This is a genomic window from Brucella cytisi (genome assembly GCF_038433355.1).
GTDB classification, from domain to species: domain Bacteria; phylum Pseudomonadota; class Alphaproteobacteria; order Rhizobiales; family Rhizobiaceae; genus Brucella; species Brucella cytisi.
In genome coordinates this window covers 15,232-39,171 of sequence record NZ_JBCAUP010000018.1, presented here as the reverse complement: position 1 = coordinate 39,171, position 23,940 = coordinate 15,232, and the positions used below count along the sequence as shown (strand labels likewise).

Below are 23,940 nucleotides of genomic sequence, written 5' to 3'. Positions count from 1 at the left end.
ATCCAATGACACTTTCTGAAAACATACAAGGCATAGCGCCCGAAAGCGAAGCCACGCCGGAGCACCTTCTGATCGGCCAATTGCTTGCTTTCACGCTGGCGGGCTTTCTCGCCATCATGACCGAGAACATGCCTGCCGGCCTGTTGCCGCAAATCGGCGATGGTCTTGGGGTTTCCGAAGCAATGGCCGGGCAGACCGTGACGCTCTACGCGCTAGGCTCGGTCGTGGCCGCGATTCCGGTTATTGCGGCGACACGAAGCTGGAACCGGCGTCCCCTGTTCCTGCTCGCAATCGCGGGGCTGTTGATTTTCAACACGCTTACTGCCATCTCGGTGCATTACGGCCTGACGCTTGTGGCCCGTTTCATCGCCGGCATGGCGGCAGGTGTAATATGGGGCCTTGTCGCAGGTTATGCGCGACGTCTTGCGCCGCCCCATCTGCAAGGTCGCGCGCTGGCAATTGTCGGTGTCGGTCAACCTATCGCACTTTCCCTTGGTGTTCCGCTCGGGGCCTGGCTGGGAGGGTTATTCGACTGGCGCGCAGTGTTCTGGATGATGTCTGCGATCGCCCTACTCTTGCTCGCCTGGGTGCGGCTGGGCGTGCCCGACTTCCCCGGACAGGTGCAACATCAACGCCTGTCTGTTGGCCGGATCTTCACCATCCCGGGCGTCCGCCCGGTGTTGCTGGTGTTGTTTGCATGGATTCTCGCCCACAACACTCTCTACACCTACATTGCGTCGTTCATCGGCACGACAAATACCGGTCTGCGGATCGACATCATCCTGCTCGTCTTCGGCATGGCATCCGTCGCCGGCATCTGGGGAACTGGCGTTCTGGTCGATCGTCACCTGCGCGGTCTCACGCTACTCAGTCTCGCCACCTTCGCCGCGGCATCGCTGCTGTTGGCGATCTCGCATGCCTCCCCAATCCTCGTGCTGTCCGGTGTGGCGATCTGGGGACTGACCTTTGGTGGCGCACCGACTCTGCTGCAAACAGCACTGGCGGATTCCGCCGGTGAACATGCCGATGTTGCGCAATCCATCCTCGTTACCATCTTCAACCTCGCCGTCGCAGGTGGCGGATTTCTCGGCGGGTTGCTCATCAATGGGACCGGGCCTGACTGGTTGCCGCTTACGCTGCTCCCCATGATCATGATCGCGCTTGTCGCGGCTTGGCAGGCGAAAGCACACGGCTTCCGCACCGGACATCGGGGAGCGTGACAACAATAGGCGGGTGCAATCTCGACATTCTTTTGACAGTCATTGCGCCCGCCATCTGAAGCAGCACCTATATCGTTACGGCATCGCGCCGGCACGGATATGCATCCGTCAATTAAAGTTTCTGCGCATAAACGACGAGCCGCAAATGCTGCCCACCGTCGATGGTGAGCGAAGTATGCTCGAAATCTACGGGCGCTCCTTCCACTCTGATGGTGCGTGTGCCCGTGCAGGGCGCATAAACGTCCTGGCTACGCCACCATTCTTTGAACCCGGGCGAGACACGTTCCAGCTCTTCGACCAGAGCACGGGCATCGGCATCCTCGCGTGCAACAGCAAAGTCGCGGCGAAAGCTGGCGAGCATCGCGGGTGCCTGCGTCTCCCAATCGATAATGATTTCCTGCAATCGGGGATCGGTGAACAATGCCCAAAGCAGATTGCGGCGGCGGGGATCATGGCTGCCAAACCCGAATAGATGGTCGGCTGGCCGGTTATACGCCAGCACATCCCAGCGAAGATTGATGATATAAGCAGCGTGGGGTGCAAGATCTTCCACCAGCCGGGCGGCGAGCGAAGGCACAATGCAGAACGTCTTGCCCGGTTCCGCTGGCGGACGCTCATGAGCAAGCATGAAGAGATGTCGGCGTTCGGCCGCATCGAGCTTGAGGACACGCGCAAGACTATCGAGGAAATCGGCTGAGACCCCGATCTCTCGACCCTGCTCAAGCCACGTATACCATGTCAGTCCGACGCCTGCGAGAGCTGCGACTTCCTCACGCCGCAGCCCTGGTGTTCGCCGACGCGTGGCGGTTGGCAGGCCGACATCTTCCGGCAACAGCCGCTCGCGGCGCGTTCGCAGGAAATCAGCAAGCTCGGGACGGGTTCTTTCAAGAGTGCGCATTGGTCAGCCCATTACAATCAGCAACAGTATAAAGTGTTAAATTGTAAAAGGATAATGATCGTGAAATTGGTGGTGCGTCAACACAAGAGGATGCCAAATGAGTTCAGATGGTTGCGCTGCCCATACGCTTTCTACCACAACTACCGACGTGGCCCGCCGACCGCCTTGGCTTGGCCTCTCCGTCCTGTTGCTAGCGGGATTCGTGACGATCTTTGATCTCTTCGTGGTCAATGTTGCAATCCCTTCCATGCAGGTCGAGCTTGGAGCCAGCCTGTCGCAGATTGGCTTCATCGTCGCAGGTTACGAACTGGCCTTCGGTGTGTTGCTCGTTACCGGCGGGCGAATGGGCGATCTTTACGGACGGCGAAGGCTATTCGTCCTCGGAATGGCAGGGTTTACGGCGGCATCGCTTCTTTGCGGCATTGCTCCGACCGTGGAAATCCTGATTGGGGCACGCGTGCTGCAAGGGCTGGCGGCCGCGCTGCTTTTTCCGCAGGTCTATGCCTCAATTCGCGTTAACTTCACCGGCAACGACGGCCGTCGTGCCTTCGGCTTCCTTGGCATGACGCTTGGCCTTGCGGCCATTGCCGGACAGATTCTCGGCGGGTTTCTGGTTGAGACGAATATCCTGGAACTCGGTTGGCGCACCATCTTCCTCATCAACGTGCCCGTCGGCATCTTCGCGATTGCTATGGCACAGCTCATCCCCGAAACGATCGCCCCAGAGCGCCCCACGCTCGATTGGCCGGGCGTGGTCCTAGCCAGCGTTGGTCTAACCCTGCTGCTCGTGCCACTGGTCGAAGCCCCAACTCGTGGCTGGCAGCTTTGGAGCGTCCTATCGCTCGCCGGGGCCGCGCTCCTACTCGCCATCTTCTATCAATATCAGGAACGTCGCCGCGAAACCGGCCACCAACCCTTGGTGGATATGACGCTAATGCGCCAACCACGCTTTGCCAAAGGTGGGTTGTTGGTGCTGCTCATCTATTCAACGGCCTCCTCCTTCTTTCTGTGTTTCGCGCTTTTGGTGCAAACGGGGTTCGGATTGAGCCCGTTCGCGGCCGGCAGCGTATTTGTACCGTGCTCCATCGCTTTCGTGATATTCTCGCTCAGCGCGCCCCGCCTCGTCGCTCGCTTCGGTACGCCAGCCATCGCCGTTGGCGCGCTGGTTTACGCACTTTCGTTAGGCGTGTTGATTGGACAAGTCTGGACCGCCGGAGCCGACCTAGTCGTGGCGCATCTTGTTCCGACGTTGATCGTGATCGGCGGGGCGCAGGCAATGATCATGACGCCGTTGCTCAACCTCGTGCTCGGCTTCGTCGAAGAACGGCAGGCGGGAATGGCTTCTGGTGTGATTTCCACACTGCAGCAGGTTGGCGCAGCGCTCGGTGTCGCGGCGGTCGGTATCCTGTTCGGTGCAACACTCGGGGCAGGACCGGAAGGGCAGGCTACGCGCTACGCCGCTGCCTTCGTCTCTGGTATGACCTACAATCTTGCCGCTGCGTTGGTTGCTACAAGCCTGCTGGTCTCTATGGCGAGACGCCCTTAATATCCTCCTGTTCGAGCGCAACACGCAAGGCGTCCGGCTCACCGGGGCCGTACGTCTTTTTATCGAGAGGGCCCTGCCGGTGTCGAACAACTCGATCATGCCGTGAAGTCCGCCGGCATGGTGGCTTTGGGAGATTGTGGTCGCCTGCGCATGGGCGTTCATGATCTGATCCCGTACAGCTTCCTCGCCAATTTGATCGGTCGATACCGCGATGATTACCCCAGCGTCGATCTGGAAATTGCTGAAGACACGGGCGGGAGGCAATCACGCAACTGCGTGCGGGTAAGCTCGACGTCGCGTTCGCGGTCGGGACGCCCGATCTCTCCGGCTACCGCCCCCGACGTGTTTGGACCGAACATCTGGTCGCGGTCCTGCCGGTCCACCATCCACTCGGCAGCTTTCGCTCTCGGCTTCACCAGCGACAGCGTCTTCATCGCCTTTTTCAAAAGGATGACCGGGTATGATTCTGATTAAGTGGGCGGCCTCGTCGTTGATCCATTGGGCCGACCCCAACAAACGGTGACACGCTCGACGTTGCGGATCTCCATACCGAGGTTGTGCAAATTCATTAAGAAGCCATCAAAGCCGAGCTTGGACATAGTTGCCAGAATTTCAGCATGTTCATACGACAAATCGGATCGCACGCTGAATATCGAAGAAATCATTAGCTTTGAAACGGAGCATACGGGGCCCTGGATGTTCGATTCCGGGATACCAACTGCCACGATAGGCTTCTATCGGATTGGTGTATTCGACAACAAGCTCGAAATTTTTTGCTAGCTTCGGAAGACATTCGGACAGGTCGCGCGACAACGCCTGTTCAACACCTTCACGAATTGCTTTGACAGCACCCTGCGGCGACAATGAAGAGGTAGCAGGACCATGTCCTTCGCTTGTGGCGACTGTGAGAATGTCTGGCAAGAGATCGTGTGCTTCCCTGCACATTCCGGCATCGCCCGAAAGAAACGCTGAAGGTACACCATAGCGTGCGGCGCAAAGGGCGTTTAGCGTATATTCAGAAGCAACCACGCCATTGATCAGCATCCGTGAAACCGTGCCTGTCAACGTGTGAGCTAGTGGATTGGTATCGGTGCCAGCCTTGTTGTGATAGCCGGTATAAAGTGCCGCGCTGAAACTGCGGTCAATACCGAACATCATAGCGTCGGGGTGCCCGCTCCAGCCACGGACGATGCGAACATAGTCGGGAAGTTTGGAGAGGATCAGATTACGCGCGGACGAGTGCGCATCTTTTACCACGATCTCTTTCGCACCGGCAGCTCGTGCCCCCTCGCATGCGGCCACGAGCTCGTCTGTCATGTACTCGCGAAACTCTTCGTAGTCGGCATGCCCTTTTCGCGCCTCGTCCCAGTTGGTGATGCCTGCCGTACCCTCGATATCTGCGCTTATAAATATCTTCATGGTCTTCGATCCTTATCTCATCCGCATGCACGCACCCGAAGGTGCCGTTAAAACTGAGAGCTTGATAGTGTTGGATCAGAACTTCTGTCAGGCGACCTTCTCGGCTTGCCGACGTTCCAGAAACATCGGTCCGACCCGGATACCTGTTCGCCCGGTTTCGTCAGTCGCGCCCAACTCGAGTATCTCTTCCTCATAAAGCAACCCGTGCATCCGGAAACGATTGCCGTCGACAGGTTCACAAGTATGGGTACAGAAATACTCGATCAGGCATTTGAGTTGACCGTGGCTATAACTCAGATATGTGATGTTGAAGTCTGGTCCATACCTTCCCAGATGAGAGGCTATTTCCGCCGGAACCTCCTCTACGGGAAGACTATCGGCTTTCAACCACTCCTGACCTTTCCAGTTGAGTGTGCCTGGTTCGGTAAACGAGACGTCCATATGAGGATAGTCCGCGCCACGCCCATAAATGCGACCGTCAATAACAAAATCTTTCTCAGATTTTGGACGGATCTGCAAAGGCACACCCTCTCCCATGAGATAGAGCTTGCCTGCCTTTTCCTTCACTTCGACAACTTCGCCGCTTTCGACTTGACGATAAATTCCTGGAAGGGTGGCAAACTGCTCATCGGTTATTGCGGGCGGCACCAGGCCCCCCTGCGGGCGCTTGCCCATACCATGTTCCGACAATGCAATACGCAGACCGTCGCCAGCCAAGCGCGAAGCGATCTGATTGGCAAAATCCAGGGTAGCAAATATCAGGACACCAAAGCCAGCACGTGGAAGCAGCGTCATCTGGGATGCATAACCATAAACCGCACCACCATGCCCCACGGAGGTCCAGCCATCCATATCTCCAACACCAAAACACAGTCCGTAGCCGTTCTGGGTTCGGTCGTGGCCAGTTGGCCGTTTTCCAATCGGCGTCCACATCTCGCGTAGCGAGGCGGGAGAGATAACGGAATGACCATCCGGCGCAAAGCCGCCGCGGAGAAGACACCGTGCGTAACTTGCCATGTCATGGTTGGTCGAGAAAATATTCCCAGCAGGAGAGCCGCCCAGACTGAATACAGGCGCAGGACTATCCCTGTCTATGGTCCACATGTCTGCGGGCGCAAGACGCTCGCGAATACCGTCTGCCATACCCGAGGACGTGTCATGCATACCGAGAGGTTTTAGGATATTGTCAGTTATGTATTCTGCATAGCTCTTGCGTGTTACCTTCTCGATAACAAGCCCAACGACCGCGATCCCGGCATTGGAATAATGCATGGTTCCGGCGCTAGGATCCTGCTTGAGTGTGGAAGTTGCAAGCTCGGCCACTGTATCTGCAAGTGGGGGGCGATGAGCATCGAGATAATGACCGCTTTTGGGCTCCCGAACGATACCGGCCGTATGGCTCATCAACTTGCGAAGACTGACATGGGAACCGAAAGGCCCGCTTTCACGCCCGAGGAACGGATTGATGGGCTGGAAACCTGTAAGATACTCTGAAACATCGACATCAAGGTCCAAAAGTCCCTTCTCGACTAATTGCATAATCGCAATTGAAGTGAAGGTCTTCGTAATCGAACCGATACGGAAACATGTTCGCGCATTCATCTCGAAATGGCGATCCGGATGTTGAATATGTCCTTCTGCCAGCAATCCATCACGGTCGACAAGTGCATACGAAATTGAAGGTATAGTCTTGTCTTCCACCTCATGGCGGATAAGGCTTTCGAAGAGTTCAATTGATTGATTTGAAAGCGTTGACACAACAATACTCCGGAGGTTCAGCTTGAGTGGCGGGGGTCAAGAACATCTCGCAAAGCGTCGCCGACAAGGTTCCATGACAAAACGAAGAGAAAGATTGCAGCGCCGGGAAAGACCAGCGTGTACCAGTATTGGAAAGGATTTCCGGGCTGGCCGACGATCCAGTTTCGCGAATAGGCGATGAACTGCCCCCAGTCCGCATAGCCTTCTTCGGTGCCGACACCGAGGAAGCTGAGCGCAGAGGCCGAAAGCACCATTGAGCCAGTCGCCATGGTGGCGAGAACGAGGACCGGGAAAAAGGCGTTCGGCAGAATGTGTAAGGCAATAAGACGAAGATCTCCGGCACCGTAGCTTCGGGCGGCGTGGACATAGTCCATCTCGCGAATACGCAGGATTTCGCTGCGGATGACGCGGGCGTACCCCATCCAGCCAAAAGTTGTCAGCGCAATCGTAATCGGACCAATGCCCTTTCCAAGAAGCGCAGTTAGCACCATGGCTGCAATCAGAAATGGAACGGCCATAAATACATCGACGATGCGCATCAGAACCTCATCAACCGTGCCACCATAATAGGCGGCGAGAGAACCTATCAACGTTCCGATCAGCACAGAGATGGCGACAACGCCGAGGCCGATCTTGAAGGCCGTACGGGTACCCCAGATGACTGCGTAATAAATGTCATATTGACCTTCCGTGGTCCCGAAGATCGCTTCGGCGGAGGGCGGTTGCGGTGTCGCCAGAAAGCCAGCTCGCGGCGTATCGTAGACAGACATCTGGAATTCCTGCGGCGGTGCTAGTACCGGCGCGAATATTGCCACCAGCACAAAGGCCAGCAAAATCAGGACTCCAATCAGGGAAACAGGGTTACGCAGCAGATATCGCAGCAATTTCATCGCGTCTTCACCCTTGGATCGAGTAACGGATAAATCAGGTCAACGATCAGGTTCATCAGTACAAGCACGATCGCAAAATAGAGGCTGAAGCCCAGGATTGCTGGAAAATCCAGATTAGCGGCGGACTTGGCAGCGAACTGGCCGAGACCGGCATAATCGAAGATGGTTTCTGTGATGACGACACCACCCATCATCGTTGCAAGCTCCATGCCAGCAATTGTGGTAACGGGTAGAAGTGCATTGCGACGGGCGTGCCGCAGTTCCACAATGCGTTTAGGCATACCCTTGGCTCGCGCCGTACGGACGTAATCCTGACGCAGAGTTTCAAGCATCGAGGTTCGCATCACACGGGTCATGCTCGCAAGATTGACATAGGTCAACGTAATGACAGGGGCAGCAAGGTGACGAAGGGAATCCCAAAGTATCTGAAAATTGCCGTTGAGGATCGCATCAATGGTATTGGCCCCAGTGTATCTGGTAAAATCGGAGGACATGACTGTCGCTTGCGCCCATTGGCTGAGCCTTCCCGGCGGAAACCAGTCAAGTGCGGAATAAAAGATCAGGAGCATCAATAGGCCGAAGACATAGACTGGAAATGACCAGCCCAGAATGGTGAATATCCGGATGAGGTGGTCCGGCCATTTGTTGAGATAAATGCCCGCACGCGAACCCAGGTAGATCGCGAGCAGAAAACTTGGAATGAAGGCCAGCAAAACCAGCTCTAGTGTTGCAGGCAGCAGCGACGTCAGCGCATGGGATACAGGTTGACGTGCAGTTTCAGACCAACCGAGATTACCGGTCATGATATTACCGATCCATCTGCCGTATTGAACATGGAATGGATCGTTAAGCCCGTATTGTTCGATCATGCGTCGGATGCTCTCCTGCCCCCCTTTTAGAAAGTCAGGCGAAGGCGCGTAAGCCGCCAGCCGTTGTGTTGGCGATAGCGACATCTGCAGCGCGAAGAGCATCAATGACAAGGCAAAGAGGACGACGGGAAGCGTCAGCAACCGCCTCAAAGCGTAATTCAGCACACCGGGATCCGTTTCGCTTGGAGTTGGGGAAAAGAACCGGGCGATTGTGTCGCCCGGCACGTTTCAGCGAGGCTCAGTCAGCCTTGGTCACCGGGTAAAAATCCCAGGCGCCGTAAAGGATCATGTTATGCACATAACCATCGATATTACTGCGGGTAACGATGTAGCCGAAATCCTCCCAAAGGAACTGGGTGGTTGCATAGTCGTGCGACATCGTCTGCAGTTTTGCATAGATTGGTTCACGAACGGCAGGATCGGAGGAGGCCCAAGCTTCGTCCAGCAAGGGTTTGAATTTTTCAGCCATCAACCCACGATACCCGTCGCCGAGCATGCCACCGACGAGTCCAGTCGGTGAAAGATAATAGGTTGCTGCCCCGAGCGGACCACCTGGATCCGAATAGTCTGGGCCCCAGCCCATATAAGTCAGCGGAGACGCTGGCTTTTCGCGATTATTGAGCTTGTCTGAAATCGATGCCCAGGGCAACGACTGGATCTTCATCTTGAATTTGGGATTGATGCGCTGCAACCCCTGCTGCAGCGCAGACAATGCGGCCGTACCCTGCGGCGTGCCTTCCTGTACATAGGCTGTGAAAGTAAAACCTGTCTCCCAGAGCTTGCCGCCGAAGGCCTTCTTGAAATGCTCTGCGGCCTTCTTCGGATCATAGCTGTAGATCGGAGAATCGTCACGGTAGCCCATGATGCCTCGCACGGTCGGGCCCCGCGACTGGACAGTCTTGTTCAGAAGAACCTGTTTGAGAAGCGCATCATAGTTCTGAGCATAGTTGAAGCCCTTGCGCACATCAATGTCGGCGAAGAAATCCGGCGGGATCCCGTTTCCATCGAGCTTGCCGCTTCCGAGTGCGGGGTTGTCGGCATCATCTAGAGGCCATGCAAAATAAAGTCCGCGACTGAAAACCTTGGGCAACCCGTCGACAACCTTGACACCCTCCGTCTTGCTGAGTTCATCGAGAAACTCGACGGGAGCCGTAACAAAATCGGCATCCCCTGAAAGGAGCTGCAGACGACGTGTCGTCCATTCCGGCACCGTACGCATGACAACGCGCTCCAGCTTTGCCGGTCCCATGAAGTAATTGTCAAACCGCTTAAGCGTGATGCGGCGATCGGTACGGTCCCATTCTTCAAGCATGAAAGGGCCGGTACCGTTTTCCTGAGCAAATAGCGGGTCGTCACCAAGCTCGGGACGATAGTATTTTATCCAAGTATCACCATTGCCATCCCATCCGCCGACAGACGCGACCCATTCCTTGTCAACTATGGAAGCACCGAACGGAAGGGCCAGAACACCAAGTGTAGCCGGGAAGGATTTCGGAAGCTTCAGGACAACATTGTCCCCTTCGACAGTGATCTGCGAGGCAAGCTGGTCATAGACCTTGCGGAGGGCCTCAGGAGTGGCATCTTTGATATCCTTGACATTTGCTTCGGTCTCGACCCATTTCGTGACGTCTGGATATTTTCCGGCCGTTACAACTTCGGTAATGGCATTCGCCATCCACGACTGCCCCATGAGAATGGCCCGCAACAGCGAATAGCGCACGTCTTCGGGTGTGATCTGGCCGTATCCCGGTTCTATCTTCGCTTTCTGATCATCCGCCAATCCGTCGTAATTTTGCCAAGCAATCTTACCGTCGCTACCCTTGATCCCGACCTTGTGAGCGTGAACGTCCTTGCGGATGGGGAACGTATAACTGATCGATCCATCGGTGCCCTGTTTTATAAGACCGTTTTCCAGCGTCGGTACATCGCTGGAAAGAGCGGGTACAAATTCAGATATCTGTGAACCGTTATAATTGAGCAGGCGACTATAGACATTCAGTACGCCGTAGGAACTGGGTGTATTCGCGATATAGGCTGGATCAAAGGACTGAACATCATCAGTCCAGAGAAAGACGAATGTTCCGGGATTCTTGGTCTGCGCGACAGCGGGCGCTACCGCCAGGCCAAGGCCACAGGAAAGGGCCAGAGCCAAAGCACGTTTCATGGATATGTTCCCCTATTTGGTCTTGCAGTCTTCTTTTGAATTTAAGCTAGGAGCACACTTGCATCGGTGTCCAATGCGTAGTTAGAATGAATTATGCAAATAACGCATGAGGTCATTATGGAGCTAGCCTGGCTCGAGGACTTCCTGGAAATTGTTGCGACGCGGAATTTCTCCACGGCCGCTGCATCGCGAAATATTTCACAACCGGCATTCAGTCGCCGTATCAGGTCGCTAGAGTCATGGGTTGGTGCAGATCTTCTTGATCGAAGCACCTATCCGGTGCATTTGACAAGTGCTGGCAACATGTTTGTACCACGCTGTCAGGAACTCGTGAGAGACATGTACCGTCTTCGCACCGATTGCCACAACGTAGCGGGAGCTAATTCACAGCTCCTCACATTCGCCGCCCTTCACACATTGGCGATCTACTTTTTCCCAAACTGGATCAGCCGTTCCGAACTACCCAGTTCACCTGTTCGCTGCAGTATGCATACGGGTGATTTTCTCGAATGCATCGAACACCTGTCTTCTGGAAAATGTAACTTCGCGATTACTTATGATCATCCCGATGGGCCGCCAGTTCTCGAAGCGGGGCCGTTCGAATCCCTGCAGATTGGAAAGGATCGTCTGATCCTTGTCTCGGGAGTTGATCCATCAGGTAAACCTCTCTACGATCTGGATGTATCTGAGGGTGACAGAATTCCCTACCTTTCCTACTCATGGAATGACGGATATCTGGGAAAGCTCATATCTCTTATCCAGTCACGCTGGCGACGTCCGCTCAACTTGAGCACGGTGTATCAATCTTCACTCGCGGAGGGCCTCAAGCAAATGGCGATAGCCGGCCAGGGTATCGCGTGGTTGCCCCAGATATGCGTGCAGAAGTCGATCGGCCAGAACGAATTGGTTCAAATCGGAGGGCAGCAGATGTCGTTGGAGATAGAAATTCGGATCTTTCGACGCGCAGGCGCAAAAGACCGGAACGCAGAAGCGTTCTGGAAGTATCTCGCAGAAAACCAAAACTGCGCACGCAGCCTTATCGATCCCGCACTTAAGCTACGCTGAAACTACCCATGCGAAAACAGAGAGGATAATGCAAAGTTTGCATAACCTCTTTTGAAAGCAATCCTTTGTCGGGTTTTTTTGATTGGGTTGGCATAGTTGATACCCTCCCGGCCACTTTATGCTCCTGTTAAAAACCACTTGTTACCAAGACAGTATGTTGACACAGGCTTTGTCCAAAGCATTAGATATCCTTAAAATGCGAGCCAATCGCAAGGGGAACCAGTTTGACCAGGATATCGACAAGTAATTTAACCCTTACCGATAACATCATCCTGTCCGTTGAGAATCTCGAAGTTTGCTTCGCGCCGAACGCGGCAAACCCGGTGCATGCCGTGCGCAAAGTATCGTTTCAGATCGGGCATGGGGAAACACTTGCGCTGGTGGGTGAATCCGGTTCGGGGAAATCCGTGACTGCAATGACAGTAATGCGCCTGACAGAATTTGATGGTGCCAGGATTACTGGTGGCCAGATCCTGATGCGGCTGAAGGACGGCTCGATCGCTGATCTGGTGAAACTTTCCGAAAGACGTGTCGAGGCGCTGCGCGGCTTTGAGCTCTCAATCGTTTTTCAGGATCCTATGTCGAGCCTGAATCCCGTTTTCACCGTCGGAGACCAGATTGCGGAAGCTGTCATCAGGCACCAGAAAAAGACGCCGCATGATGCAAGGCAGATAGCGCTGAATGTCCTCAAACTTGTCCGTGTGCCCGATGCCGAGCGTCGGCTGGACCAGTATCCGCATCAACTTTCGGGCGGTATGCGCCAACGTGTGATGATCGCCATGGCTCTGGCGTGCCGGCCATCATTGATGATCCTCGATGAACCCACAACGGCACTGGACGTCACTATCCAGGCACAAATATTGGATCTGGTGCGGGCGCTACAACGCGAAATCGGCATGGCGGTACTGTTCATCACCCACGACATGGGCGTTGTTGCAGAAATCGCGGACCGCGTGTGCGTGATGCTCAAGGGGGAGATAGTTGAGACAGGACCTGTCAACGACATATTCAACAATCCACAGCACCGGTATACACAAGCATTGATCTCTGCTGTTCCCCGTCTCGGCAGCATGGCAGATAAGGATAACCCTGAAAAATTCCCTCTCCTTGTTTATGAGCACGATGCAGTTTTGGCGGAGATAGCACCATGAATGATGCTGCCAAGCAAAACGATGCGAGAACCCCGCTTGTTGAAGTTCGCAACCTGGTTACCCGTTTTGAGCTAAAGGGTGGCCTTTTGGGACGCATTACTGGCCGTGTCCATGCGGTTGAAAATGTTTCCTTCGATATATTCCCTGGCGAAACCCTCGCGCTGGTGGGTGAATCCGGCTGCGGCAAGTCCACGGTAGCACGGAGCATCATGCAACTGGACAAGCCGCAGTCCGGTTCGATCCGCTATGATGGAACCGAGCTCATTGGCGCAACCAAAACGGCTCTCAGGCGTTTTCGCCGCGAAGCGCAGATGGTATTTCAGGATCCCTTCTCATCACTCAACCCGCGAATGACGATCGAGCAAGCCTTGATGGATCCCATGCGTGTCCATCGTGCAGGTCGAACGACACAGCTACGCGAAAGGGCTGTTGATCTGCTAGCCAAGGTCAACCTTCCCGCTGGCTACCTTGAACGGTATCCGCATGCCTTTTCAGGCGGTCAGCGCCAGCGCATCTGTATTGCTCGCGCACTCGCGCTCGACCCACGCCTGATCATCGCTGACGAAGCCGTTGCTTCACTTGACGTGACCATTCAGGCGCAGGTAATCAATCTGCTGATGGACCTTCAACGGGATATCGGTATCTCAATCTTGTTTATCAGCCATGATATGGCTGTCGTCGAACGTATTGCTCATCGTGTTGCGGTTATGTATCTGGGCGAGATCGTAGAGATCGGAGATCGTCGCTCCGTCTTTAACAATCCTCAGCACCCGTATACCAAAAAGCTACTTTCGACCGTCCCTATCGCCGATCCTGCGAAGCGCCCGATTGGTCGCGAACCGATGTCGGATGAGATTCCAAGCGTTGTAAGGGCACCGGATTTTGTGCCTAGCCATCTTCCAATGAACCAGATCAGTCCAACGCACCACGTGCGCCAGTCTTAGGCCCATGTTTATCATCGCGGCTACAGTCAGCTAGCGTTGTGCGACTTTATTCCCGACAACAAGCTCACATGGTACTGAAATTGATGAATCAAAGTAAAGTCGGAGACATGAAACCCGTTATCGCAGTAATAATGGGGGAAAACACCAGCGCCGGGGGTGATCGATACGATATCTCAAAACGCTACTTTTCAGCCATACACCGGGCTGGCGGCATCCCATACGGCATACCCTACCTGTCAGATATAGTGGACCGGATCATCGAAGAGTTCGATGGCTTTTTAAGCATTGGGGCCCGAATAAAGTTCCCCGATGACTGGTATGTGGAAGGGGATCGCTCTGCTTTTCCGCTTTCCGATCGTCTTGATGTGGAAGTAGCCTTGATGAACGGATTTCTTGCTAACGACAAGCCTGTATTGGGCATTTGTAACGGGATGCAGATGCTGGGTTGTCTGAACGGCTGTCGCATGGTTTCGGATGTGCATGCCGCCCTGCCAGACGCAATCAACCACGACCAGGCCGATCTTCTCCACGAAGTTACTGTTTCTGCTGGAACGAGGATGGCTGATATATTGCAGGTGCACAAATTCAATGTGAACACGTTTCATCGCGAAGCGCTTGTCGATATTTCCAATGAGGTGATTGTCACCGCTTGCGGATCCGATGGTGTAGTTGAAGCGATTGAAATTCCATCGCAATCATTTGCGATGGGTGTGCAATGGCATCCTGAATTATTCGACACTACCGAGCATCCCGGCACCCGGCTATTTGTTGCCTTCGTAAACGCCGCTGCACAACATTTTTGAAATACATAGGCCATCGTTGATGGCAGTCGTCCGCAAACTGGCTAAATTCTCTTGTCTTCAGAGAAGATCAGGCCCTTCCGAACCAGAGTGTTGTGTGTTTCCGCACAGATTTGCGATAGATGCTTTACGAGGGATTCAGAGCTGGCGACAATTGGCCGGTTGAAGGGGCTGAGGACAGACAGGACAAAATCCTGAGCGGGTAAAAAAGGTTTCAATACCAAACCTTGCTGTTCGTAGCTAAGTGCTGTGAGGGGATTGACGATGGAGGCGCCCAAGCCTCTCAATACCAATTCGCATACGCCACCAGCTGACTGTGATGACAGGAACAGACGACGCTGCGTACCTGCCATATCGAATATGCGTTCCACGCTGAGCCTATAAGGATCTCGGGGGCCGAGGCTTATAAAGTTGATATCTTCAAAATCGGCTGGTTCGAGAAAATCCCTTGTTGCAAGAGGATGTTGCGGAGGCAGCACGGCGACGAGCTTGAAAGTCCACAGAATGCGAGCATCGGCATCGCGCTCCGTGTAGATGTCCTCGATCAATCCGATATCGAAGTTGAAGCCTGAAATGCTTGATTGATTGCGTGGGTCGACGGTGCTGATTTGCAGAGTTAAATCAGGATGGTCTGCATTCAACCGCTTGACCGCCTCCGGCAATATAGTCAGTGCAAAGGCTGGCAGAGAGGAAACCGTCAGGATTTCCTCCGAGGCCTCCCGTAGGCGATCAATAAAGCCGTTGATTCGATCCAGACCAATGAATGAAGCCTGCACTTCCTCAAACAATTTGAGCGCTCTTGCCGTCGGCACTAAGCGCTGCAAACGTCGTTCGAATAGACGAAATCCAATATGCTCTTCCAGTCTGAACAGCTCGCGAGTGATGGTGGGTTGAGATGACCCAAGAGCAGCGGCAGCGGCCGTGACAGTGCCAAATTTCATCGTGGCACGGAAAATTTCTACTTGACGAACATTGATATGGTTTTTCCGCGATTGCATGGGTTTCTCGCTTTGATTGCGCCGTCTGGCCGTTACTTCATATCCGATATGCATGAAGTTCTAATAAGTTTTCTATATCAAATAAAAAATTTCCTTGGCTAAATCAGAACAGAACAAGGGGATAGAAATGAATACTACAACTCTCATCTCAACGTCCCATCCGGCGGAGCGCGCTTTGGCAGACGCGCTGGCATCGACCGGTGGAGCGCTCGATGAAAGCCAGGTTGGGGTTGCAGCCTGCATCTACAACGCAACATTGCGTTCGTGCGACCCTGGCCCCTTCCTTCAATCGCCATGGTATGGGCATCAGGCTGACAAGCCGATTTATCCGGCAAGCGTTATCAAGCTGTTCTTTCTGGACGCTCTGGCAGCATTCCGTGAGAACGGCATGATTGCGGAAGATGAGGAAGACGATCGCGCTGCTGCACAGATGATGGCGATTTCTTCCAATGAGGCCACTGTTTATCTCGTTGGCCGTCTAACAGGAGCGGATGACGGTGCATGCCTGCAAGGCACGGCGCTTGAAGACTGGTGCGCCGCACGCCACCGCGTCCAGCAATGGTACGATTCACAAAACCGTATGGAGTTTGCAAGCATCAATGTCTTGCACGGTACCTACGAAGACAGTCCCTATGGGCGAGCCAAACAAATCCGCAATGGCCAGAACGGTAATTTGCTTACACCTTTGTCGGGTGCCGCACTATTGCACGACATCGCGCGCGATGCCCGTCCGCGATCAAAGTGGATGATGGGGCTGATGAATCGCGAATTTCAGCGGCATCCGAACGATGCTGAGCCGGAAGGGGATCAGGTTCGCGGCTTTCTGGTTGGGGGCTTGCCGCCTGAAGTGATGACCTGGTCGAAAGGTGGGCATACGTCCTGGACCAGACATGATCTGGTTTATGGGGAGACGCCGGATGGCAAAAGTTTTGTCTTGTTCGTTATGTGCGACAGCAAGTGGGCGGCAGACGACAAAACCTTCCTTCCCATATTCGCGAAGCGCTTTCACGAATATGCGTTTCAAAGCTAAGCAAAGATAAAATCAATCAAACATAAGGGGAAAAGATGAATTATCGCTCGATTATCAAGGCGGCGCTGTTTGGCGCGGCATTGTCGGTGGCTGTACCAGCGTTTTCTGCTTGGGCCGATGCCCCCCAGTCCGGTGGCACATTACATCTGGCGGCGCCTTATGGCGCAGCTCTCAAGAGCCTGGATCCGCATGCGACCTATACATCGCAGGATATGGTGGTCTCCAAGGCGTTTCATCGGTCCCTCTATACGTGGGATTCGGAAAAGAACGCGCCAGCACTCGATCTTGCCAGGTTGGTAAAGACCAGCGAAGATGGCAGGACGTTCACTTATGAACTTTTCGACAATATCTATTTCCACAATGGCCGCAAACTGACCACGGACGATGTGGTGTGGTCTTACACGCGTATCATGGACCCCACGAAAGGCTATCCGGGGGCGGTACAAGTCGGAACACTGGCTGGCGCGCAGGAATATGCGAAGGGTGAAGCCAAGGAAATCAGCGGCATCAAAAAAATCGACGACCGCACCTTCTCTCTGACATTCAAGGATCTCGTCGATCCCGGAACGCAGTTCTTCGAAGCCATAACGACGATTTTGCCGAGAGAAGAAGTGGAAAGCGGAAATTTCCTTTCTCATCCTGTGGGGTTAGGGCCATTCAAATTTGAAGGCCATGTCGAGGGCTCCAAGATTTCCGGCAAGAAATTTGATAAATATTTCAAATCGGGCAAACCCTATGCCGATGCGGTTGAATTCACCATTTCCGGTGATAATAGTGCGCTTGATATGGCTTTCCGTGCAGGTGAGCTGGACGCCACCGTTTTGTCGGAAAATGCCTATGTTCTCTACAAGGCCGATCCTGAACTTTCCAAAGGTTTGATCGAACTTTCAGAAGTCTTCACGCGGCATATGGGCATGAATACCGAGAAGAAGCCTTTCGATGATGTGCGTGTGCGTCAGGCAATCAATTATGCTGTTGATCGCGATATCATTATCCGCAAGCTTCTCAAGGACAAGGCGTACAAAGCAACAGGCTGGTTACCGGCCACTGCCGCAGCTTTCGACAAGGAACGCGCACCTTATCCCTACGATCCGGCCAAGGCGAAGCAACTGCTGGCACAAGCAGGCTATCCGAACGGTTTCGAGGTCACGATCTCGGTGACGGAAGGAACTTCGAGCCTTGGAGTTTTGGAAGCAATGATGCCGTTTCTCAAGGAGGTAGGCATTACTGCCACCGCAAAGGTCGTGGATTCCAATACGCTTGTTGACGAAATGGATCAGGGTAAAGCAATGGCCTGGTTCCGCTCGGCGGGGACAGGCCCGGATTCGCTCAATGCATTGCGCTGCTTCGATAGCCGCGTAAGCCGTTCTGGCTGCAATCGCAGTGCGTTCAAAGATCCGGCTTACGATGCGATCCTCGATGAGGCTGCAGCTGAAGCGGATCCAGCCAAACGTGTGGAACTGTTGAAAAAGGCTGACGGCTATATTTTCGAAAAAGCGCCCGTTTGGTTCAACAACTACAACAAGGCTGTAGTGGCAACCCAACCATGGATTCATGGTGTCGACGCAAACGTGACTGAAGCAGCAATTATCGAGGTAGATTCGCTTTGGCTCGACGATAATGCTCCCGGCAGGCAGTGAGCCAGAATAGCCCAGCACCATGCACCCGAAAGGACATGCGGTGCCAGACTGCCGGGATAAGCGAAAGCGTCTCTCGAATGTCGTTCAAATACAGCGTTCAGAAGTGAATGCTTTCAGCGCTTTCGGTCCGTGCGGTCAGAGTGCGCTCCAGACAAAATTATGGATATTCTTATGTTGATGGTGATTGGCAGACGAATGCTGCAATCTCTGGTCACGGTCTTTGCTGCAATAACGTTGATTTTCTTTCTATTCAGCGTGATGCCCGGCACGTTTGTGTCATCGCTTGCAGGTGATAAACGTGACATTGACCCAGCGGTTGTGGAACGTATCGAAAAAGAACTGGGGTTGAAAGACCCCCTGTTAGACCGGTTCGGCAAATATATCACCGGACTTGCAACTGGCGATCTCGGCAAGTCATTCTCCACGCAGCGCCCAGTTACGGCCATGTTGTCTGGCCGAATTGTCGCCTCGTTCAAGCTTGCCGTTGCCGCTATTTTCTTTGCCATCATCATTGGCTTGCCGCTCGGCTTTTTGGCTGCGGTGCGACAAGGTACCTGGCTTGATACAACGGCTATGATAACAGCTGTATCGGGTCTGTCTTTGCCTGGTTTCTGGTTCGGCTTGCTGGCGATGTATTTCGTCTCGCTGAAACTGGGACTGTTGCCTACCTTCGGTTATGGCAACGGCAGTCTAAAGAACCTGATACTGCCAGCTCTGGCTCTTGGCATTGCTCCGATGGCGCTTTTGGCCCGCACGACCCGCGCAGCCGTTCTCGAAACCATGAATGCCGATTTTGTTCGCACTGCCAGATCAAAAGGTAATTCGGAATTCCGCATTGTGACCAAGCACATGGCGCGGAATGCTTTTGTTTTGATACTGACAACGATCGGCTTGCAGTTCGGTTCAATGCTAGGCGGGTCGGTGGTCATCGAAAATCTCTTTGCCTGGCCGGGTATCGGTTCGCTGCTTACGCAGTCGGTCTCCATGCGTGACATTCCAACGGTACAGGGCTGCATTCTTGTGATCGTGCTCTTCTTTCTCGTCATCAATACGCTTGTCGATATCGCTTATCTCGCGATCGATCCGCGCATCCGATATCGGTGATCGCTTATGGAAAAGCGTCCTCTGCAGTTATTCAGACATTTCGATCGGGACAGGCGGTATTCATGATACGCTCCAATCTTCTCATAGGGCTCACGATATTCGTGACCATTGTTCTGGTAGCACTCTTCGCGCCATGGATTGCCCACTATGATCCGGTCTCCAATTCCAATCTCCTGTATGCCGAAGAAGCACCAAGCGCGCAGTTCTGGTTTGGTACCGATGAGCAGGGCCGGGATATTTTTTCGCGCATCGTCTATGGCGCGCGTATTTCGCTGATGATCGGGCTTGCCATTCAAATGATGAATACGTGTATCGGCGTGTTGCTCGGTCTCTCAGCGGGCTATATTGGCGGCTGGTGGGACGAATTCGTCCAAGGCCTTACCAATTTGATGCTGTCAATTCCCACCATTGTCTTTGCACTGGCGCTGATGGCCGTGCTTGGACCTGGGCTTTTGAGCTTGTTGATTGCGCTCGGTCTGACGGACTGGGCCTATAGTTGTCGAATTTCACGTGCGCAGGTTCTAACCCAGAAATCGCAGAATTATGTGCAGGCAGCCCGCACGCTGGGTTTCAACAAGCTTTACATCATGATGCGGGAAATTCTGCCCAATATCGGTGGACCTTTGATCGTGGTGGCCACGATGGGCATCGGATCGGCAATTATGGCGGAAGCATCACTGTCATTTCTAGGACTGGGCGTCGTTCCGCCAGCACCGAGCTGGGGGGGCATGTTGGCGCGTGCTCGTGAGCAGTTGATGGTGGCGCCATGGGTAGCCATTTTCCCAGGAATGGCGCTGTTTATTACCGTTCTCGGCTTTAACATGCTGGGCGATGGACTGCGCGACCTGCTGGATCCTCATGGGAGGTCAAAGCGCTGATGGCCGACAATTCAATTTTACAGGTCGATGACCTCTCGATTGCGCTTCGGGCCAAAGGACGCACGTTCCCGGCGGTCAGCAATCTAGATTTTTCCATCCGGTCTGGCGAAGTATTTGGGCTGGTCGGGGAATCCGGCTGTGGCAAAAGTCTGTGCGCGCTGACGATCGCTGGATTGCTGCGCGAGCCGATGAATGTGACCCAGGGAAGAGTTCTTCTGGAAGGACAGGATATTGGTCGTCTGCCCAACAAGGATCTGAGGCGTTTGCGGGGTGACCGCGTCGCCATGATCTTTCAGGAACCGATGACCTCGCTCAATCCCCTGATGACGATAGGCGATCAGATAGGTGAGATGTTCGTGTTGCATAAGGGGATGAACCCCCGTCAAGCTCGATTGAGGGCCATTGAGGCTCTGGAGCAGGTCCAGGTTCCAAGCCCGGAGCGACGCATCAAGGATTATCCGCATCAGTTATCCGGTGGCATGCGCCAGCGGGTCATGATCGCCATTGCGCTGGCATGCGACCCTGCGCTGCTGATCGCCGATGAACCGACCACTGCGCTGGACGTTACGATTCAAGCAGAGATTGTCGAATTGATCCTCGACCTGTGCACAGCGCGCGGCACTGCGGTGCTCATGATCTCCCATGATCTGGGGCTGGTGGCGCGTATGTGCGATCGTGTAGCTGTTATGTATGCTGGCCACATTGTCGAACAGCGCCCTGCAAGCGAAATCTTCACCGACCCACGCCACCCCTATACGCGTGGCCTCGTCGCATCTCTTCCTCGTCTGGGGCGGCGTTTGGAGGAGGGGCGTTCGCGACTGACAGAAATCAAAGGTGTCGTTCCAGGTTTGATGGAACGTGACATGGGGTGTGGCTTTGCTTCGCGTTGTCCGCGGGTCAGCGATGAATGTCGTGGGGCTATGCCGCCACTCACTCCCCTCGACGCACAGGGCTCGATTAGGTGTTTCCATCATGATTGAACTGAACTCCGATCTGGTACCTGCCGCCGGTAACCTCGATGAAAATCCAGAAGAAGTGCTGGCCATTCAGAATCTTCGCGTCCATTACACGGTTCGCGAAAACTTCAGGAAAAAGACCTTGAAGGCGGTCAATGGAATCTCATTGTCCATCAACGCTGGCGAATGCCTGGGGTTGGTGGGGGAAAGCGGTTGCGGGAAATCCACTCTTGCGAGCGCAATCATGGGGCTTGTTCCGATCACCTCCGGTTCCGTACAAGTTCTGGGCCACGATATAGCAGCGAATGTGCGGAACGACCCTCTTACTCAAGCCCGCAGCGTGCAGATGGTATTTCAGGACCCGTTTGCTTCATTGAATCCACGCCGTACTATACGCGAAGCGCTTGCCGCCCCTTTACGTCTCCATGGCATGAAGGACAAGGCTGAGATCGACGCCCGCGTGGTCGATATGCTGGGCAAGGTCGGCATGAAATCTGATGCGGCGAACCGCAGGCCGCATGAATTTTCTGGCGGTCAGAGACAACGCATCTGTATCGCGCGTGCCTTGATCGTACAGCCGAAACTTCTTGTTTGTGATGAACCTGTATCGGCACTCGACGTTTCCATCCGTGCCCAGATCATCAATCTTTTGCTGGAACTGAAAGATGAGTTGGGCATTGCGCTCTTGATGATTTCGCACGATCTGGGTGTCGTCGAACACATGAGCGATCGCATCGCAGTGATGTATCTTGGCCGTATCGTTGAGGAAGGCATCTGGAGCGATATCTTCACCAAACCGCTGCATCCCTACACGCAGGCATTGATCGCTTCGATCCCCGACCCCTTGGCTCCAACTGCTGGTAAACGCCGCATGCGAGGCGAGGCTCCATCGCCCCTCAACCCTCCGCAAGGTTGTGCCTTCAATCCTCGTTGCCCATCGGCATTTGTTCCGTGCCGCTCTGGCGATATTCCCGATTTCACCAATTCGTCGGACCGCTCTTTCCATCGAGCACGCTGTCACTTGTTAGAACAAGGCTAAGATTATGAGTCAGAATCCATTTTTGGTCGGAACGCTTGAACAGCCCACCATTGTCGTGCGTACCGGGCAAGACCAACAGAACCCCCATATCGGCTTGCTCACTATTGACGAGTGGACTGTCAAATGCGCGATAGGCCGCAATGGGTTGGTGGAACCACAGTTGAAACGTGAAGGTGATGGGAAAACCCCTCGTGGTCGCTATCCTTTGCGTTATGGCTTTTACGATCCTACGGTTTTTGGCGATGAGCTACGCAGTTTTGATTTCCCATTTTTACCCAAGCCCGAAAACTATCGCTGGGTGGAAGATGCAGACAGTCCATTTTATAACCAGCTGGTTTTTGAAACCGATGAGACACAGGCTTCCCGTCGGGGGGAGCGGCTTTTCGATCTGATCATCCCCGTCGGCTGGAACGATGCCTTGCCTGAAGCACGCGGCGGGTCTGCCATTTTCATGCATGCGGCCCACCCCGAGTTTAGCGGTACATCGGGCTGTGTCGTCATTGCCCACGAACATCTGATGGAACTGGCGCGCCGAGTACGCCCCGGAATGGTTATCGATATCGCGTCGGTGGACGAATCCCAAACGGCTCTCCAACCCCGAGGGACAACCCCGCCCAGCGCTATAGAAACAGTTACGTTCCATGGCCTGAAGCCAGGTCCGCGCCTTATTGTGACCGGTTCAGTCCATGGTAACGAGCCGTGCGGCCTTTACGCGATCACACGTCTGATCCACGAGTTCCGCAGCGGACAAAGGAGCCTGGAATGCGGCACGGTGACCTTTGTGCCAGTTGTGAATGGGCTCGCCTTTCATAACAATACCCGCTTCGGCGATCGCAATTTGAACCGCAATCTTTCCGAATGCGCTATCCCCCAGGATAACGAAGACCGCGTGGCCAATATCATCTGCCCGTTGCTACGCGCCCATGACGTGCTGATCGATCTTCATTCCTTCAGTTCAGAAGGTCCGCCGCTCGCTCTCATGGGACCACGTAACAACAACGGTACACTCGAACCTTTCGCGCATCAGGAGGCGGAAGAAAAGCTGGCCAAGTCACTTGGCCTTCCTATCATTATCCATGGTTGGCTGCCAGCTCACGAAAAGACGCTTGAGCAAAAACGTGAAGCTGGCTTGACCGAAGGACTGTCGTCCCTGCATGCCATCGGCACCACTGAATATATGCGATTTGCGGGTGGCTACGGCGTAACTGTCGAATGCGGTCAGCATCTCGATCCCAACGGGCCGCAGGTCGGTTATGATTGTGTCGTCAGCGGAATGGCGTCGCTCGGCTTAATCTCCGCACAGCCAGCCATAGTGAACCCGTCATGGGTGCTTGAAATCAGCGATGCTATTCTGGCCGATCACCAAGATGATCACTTGCTCAAGCAGTTTGCGGCTGGTGAAAAAGTTGAAGAAGGGGAGGTCATAGGGAAACGCGCCAACGGCAGCGACATTGTGATGCCATATTCCGGAGCAGTGCTTTTTGCCGGAATAACGGCACCCGTGCACACAGAACTATGTTTTTTGTGCAAGCCGAGTGATCGCCTACATGCTTGAAGTTCTGCATATCTAA

Annotated in this window: 19 protein-coding genes and 1 pseudogene; 13 read left to right on the top strand and 7 right to left on the bottom strand. The window is 54.2% G+C overall.

The window, feature by feature from the left end:
* Positions 1-5 precede the first annotated feature (5 nt).
* Positions 6-1,220: an MFS transporter gene (locus AAE521_RS17340; RefSeq protein ID WP_342061998.1), complete on the top strand. Its 1,215-nt coding sequence runs from the start codon at positions 6-8 to the stop codon at positions 1,218-1,220.
* A 112-nt stretch (positions 1,221-1,332) separates the two neighbouring features.
* Here the strand turns inward: AAE521_RS17340 and AAE521_RS17335 are convergent, their stop codons facing one another.
* Positions 1,333-2,118, bottom strand: coding sequence for a helix-turn-helix transcriptional regulator (locus AAE521_RS17335; RefSeq protein WP_342061997.1), 786 nt, complete (start codon positions 2,116-2,118; stop codon positions 1,333-1,335).
* Positions 2,119-2,215: 97 nt separating this feature from the next.
* On the opposite strand from AAE521_RS17335, the gene AAE521_RS17330 reads away from it, so the two are divergent.
* Complete coding sequence (locus AAE521_RS17330; RefSeq protein ID WP_342061996.1) at positions 2,216-3,664, top strand: MFS transporter; 1,449 nt, start codon at positions 2,216-2,218, stop codon at positions 3,662-3,664.
* Between the two features lie 263 nt (positions 3,665-3,927).
* Entirely contained in the window at positions 3,928-4,128 is a 201-nt protein-coding gene (locus tag AAE521_RS17325; RefSeq protein ID WP_342062043.1) for a LysR substrate-binding domain-containing protein, read from the top strand.
* A gap of 157 nt (positions 4,129-4,285) precedes the next feature.
* Here AAE521_RS17325 and AAE521_RS17320 read toward each other — a convergent pair whose 3' ends face one another.
* From AAE521_RS17320 to AAE521_RS17300, 5 genes are all read right to left on the bottom strand, one after another.
* The gene (locus AAE521_RS17320; RefSeq protein ID WP_342061995.1) at positions 4,286-5,083 is read right to left on the bottom strand and encodes a M55 family metallopeptidase; all 798 of its coding nucleotides are present in this window, start codon (positions 5,081-5,083) and stop codon (positions 4,286-4,288) included.
* Positions 5,084-5,170: 87 nt separating this feature from the next.
* Complete coding sequence (locus AAE521_RS17315; RefSeq protein WP_342061994.1) at positions 5,171-6,841, bottom strand: serine hydrolase domain-containing protein; 1,671 nt, start codon at positions 6,839-6,841, stop codon at positions 5,171-5,173.
* 17 nt (positions 6,842-6,858) lie between these two features.
* Positions 6,859-7,731, bottom strand: coding sequence for an ABC transporter permease (locus AAE521_RS17310; protein ID WP_071632732.1), 873 nt, complete (start codon positions 7,729-7,731; stop codon positions 6,859-6,861).
* The gene (locus AAE521_RS17305) at positions 7,728-8,765 is read right to left on the bottom strand and encodes an ABC transporter permease (RefSeq protein ID WP_235817671.1); all 1,038 of its coding nucleotides are present in this window, start codon (positions 8,763-8,765) and stop codon (positions 7,728-7,730) included. The genes AAE521_RS17310 and AAE521_RS17305 overlap by 4 nt, the downstream gene beginning before the upstream one ends.
* 73 nt (positions 8,766-8,838) lie before the next feature.
* Entirely contained in the window at positions 8,839-10,764 is a 1,926-nt protein-coding gene (locus AAE521_RS17300; protein WP_342061993.1) for an ABC transporter substrate-binding protein, read from the bottom strand.
* A 117-nt stretch (positions 10,765-10,881) separates the two neighbouring features.
* Here AAE521_RS17300 and AAE521_RS17295 point away from each other — a divergent pair, with 117 nt between their 5' ends.
* The 3 genes and pseudogenes from AAE521_RS17295 (at position 10,882) to AAE521_RS17280 (ending at position 14,727) form a co-directional block, all read left to right on the top strand.
* The gene (locus tag AAE521_RS17295) at positions 10,882-11,829 is read left to right on the top strand and encodes a LysR substrate-binding domain-containing protein (RefSeq protein ID WP_342061992.1); all 948 of its coding nucleotides are present in this window, start codon (positions 10,882-10,884) and stop codon (positions 11,827-11,829) included.
* A gap of 224 nt (positions 11,830-12,053) precedes the next feature.
* A pseudogene (locus AAE521_RS26765) lies at positions 12,054-13,924 on the top strand (ABC transporter ATP-binding protein).
* A 107-nt stretch (positions 13,925-14,031) separates the two neighbouring features.
* A complete protein-coding gene (locus tag AAE521_RS17280) occupies positions 14,032-14,727 on the top strand; it encodes a gamma-glutamyl-gamma-aminobutyrate hydrolase family protein (protein WP_342061989.1) in 696 nt (231 codons plus the stop codon).
* A 41-nt stretch (positions 14,728-14,768) separates the two neighbouring features.
* On the opposite strand, the gene AAE521_RS17275 is transcribed toward AAE521_RS17280, so the two are convergent.
* Entirely contained in the window at positions 14,769-15,776 is a 1,008-nt protein-coding gene (locus tag AAE521_RS17275; RefSeq protein WP_342061988.1) for a LysR substrate-binding domain-containing protein, read from the bottom strand.
* Positions 15,777-15,849: 73 nt separating this feature from the next.
* Between AAE521_RS17275 and AAE521_RS17270 the strand changes: the two genes are divergently transcribed.
* The 7 genes from AAE521_RS17270 to AAE521_RS17240 all read left to right on the top strand — a co-directional run bounded on the left by AAE521_RS17270 (position 15,850) and on the right by AAE521_RS17240 (position 23,924).
* The gene (locus AAE521_RS17270) at positions 15,850-16,752 is read left to right on the top strand and encodes a serine hydrolase (RefSeq protein WP_342061987.1); all 903 of its coding nucleotides are present in this window, start codon (positions 15,850-15,852) and stop codon (positions 16,750-16,752) included.
* A 35-nt stretch (positions 16,753-16,787) separates the two neighbouring features.
* Positions 16,788-18,392: an ABC transporter substrate-binding protein gene (locus AAE521_RS17265; RefSeq protein WP_342061986.1), complete on the top strand. Its 1,605-nt coding sequence runs from the start codon at positions 16,788-16,790 to the stop codon at positions 18,390-18,392.
* Positions 18,393-18,563: 171 nt separating this feature from the next.
* Positions 18,564-19,496 carry an ABC transporter permease gene (locus tag AAE521_RS17260; RefSeq protein ID WP_342062042.1) on the top strand — a complete coding sequence of 311 codons (933 nt, stop codon included), beginning with the start codon at positions 18,564-18,566 and terminating at the stop codon, positions 19,494-19,496.
* Positions 19,497-19,558: 62 nt separating this feature from the next.
* On the top strand, positions 19,559-20,374 hold the full coding sequence (locus AAE521_RS17255; RefSeq protein ID WP_061346818.1) for an ABC transporter permease: 816 nt from the start codon (positions 19,559-19,561) through the stop codon (positions 20,372-20,374).
* Positions 20,374-21,354 carry an ABC transporter ATP-binding protein gene (locus tag AAE521_RS17250; protein ID WP_342061985.1) on the top strand — a complete coding sequence of 327 codons (981 nt, stop codon included), beginning with the start codon at positions 20,374-20,376 and terminating at the stop codon, positions 21,352-21,354. The genes AAE521_RS17255 and AAE521_RS17250 overlap by 1 nt, the downstream gene beginning before the upstream one ends.
* The gene (locus AAE521_RS17245; RefSeq protein ID WP_342061984.1) at positions 21,347-22,369 is read left to right on the top strand and encodes an ABC transporter ATP-binding protein; all 1,023 of its coding nucleotides are present in this window, start codon (positions 21,347-21,349) and stop codon (positions 22,367-22,369) included. The genes AAE521_RS17250 and AAE521_RS17245 overlap by 8 nt, the downstream gene beginning before the upstream one ends.
* A 4-nt stretch (positions 22,370-22,373) precedes the next feature.
* A complete protein-coding gene (locus tag AAE521_RS17240) occupies positions 22,374-23,924 on the top strand; it encodes a L,D-transpeptidase family protein (RefSeq protein WP_342061983.1) in 1,551 nt (516 codons plus the stop codon).
* The last annotated feature ends 16 nt before the right edge of the window (positions 23,925-23,940 follow it).

Bases quoted from the DNA above. Each gene is read 5' to 3' on its own strand.
- AAE521_RS17340 (WP_342061998.1), top strand. From the start codon at position 6: ATGACACTTTCTGAAAACATACAAGGCATAGCGCCCGAAAGCGAAGCC.
- AAE521_RS17335 (WP_342061997.1), bottom strand. From the start codon at position 2,118: ATGCGCACTCTTGAAAGAACCCGTCCCGAGCTTGCTGATTTCCTGCGA.
- AAE521_RS17330 (WP_342061996.1), top strand. From the start codon at position 2,216: ATGAGTTCAGATGGTTGCGCTGCCCATACGCTTTCTACCACAACTACC.
- AAE521_RS17320 (WP_342061995.1), bottom strand. From the start codon at position 5,083: ATGAAGATATTTATAAGCGCAGATATCGAGGGTACGGCAGGCATCACC.
- AAE521_RS17310 (WP_071632732.1), bottom strand. From the start codon at position 7,731: ATGAAATTGCTGCGATATCTGCTGCGTAACCCTGTTTCCCTGATTGGA.
- AAE521_RS17300 (WP_342061993.1), bottom strand. From the start codon at position 10,764: ATGAAACGTGCTTTGGCTCTGGCCCTTTCCTGTGGCCTTGGCCTGGCG.
- AAE521_RS17295 (WP_342061992.1), top strand. From the start codon at position 10,882: ATGGAGCTAGCCTGGCTCGAGGACTTCCTGGAAATTGTTGCGACGCGG.
- AAE521_RS17280 (WP_342061989.1), top strand. From the start codon at position 14,032: ATGAAACCCGTTATCGCAGTAATAATGGGGGAAAACACCAGCGCCGGG.
- AAE521_RS17275 (WP_342061988.1), bottom strand. From the start codon at position 15,776: ATGCATATCGGATATGAAGTAACGGCCAGACGGCGCAATCAAAGCGAG.
- AAE521_RS17270 (WP_342061987.1), top strand. From the start codon at position 15,850: ATGAATACTACAACTCTCATCTCAACGTCCCATCCGGCGGAGCGCGCT.
- AAE521_RS17265 (WP_342061986.1), top strand. From the start codon at position 16,788: ATGAATTATCGCTCGATTATCAAGGCGGCGCTGTTTGGCGCGGCATTG.
- AAE521_RS17260 (WP_342062042.1), top strand. From the start codon at position 18,564: ATGTTGATGGTGATTGGCAGACGAATGCTGCAATCTCTGGTCACGGTC.
- AAE521_RS17255 (WP_061346818.1), top strand. From the start codon at position 19,559: ATGATACGCTCCAATCTTCTCATAGGGCTCACGATATTCGTGACCATT.
- AAE521_RS17250 (WP_342061985.1), top strand. From the start codon at position 20,374: ATGGCCGACAATTCAATTTTACAGGTCGATGACCTCTCGATTGCGCTT.
- AAE521_RS17245 (WP_342061984.1), top strand. From the start codon at position 21,347: ATGATTGAACTGAACTCCGATCTGGTACCTGCCGCCGGTAACCTCGAT.
- AAE521_RS17240 (WP_342061983.1), top strand. From the start codon at position 22,374: ATGAGTCAGAATCCATTTTTGGTCGGAACGCTTGAACAGCCCACCATT.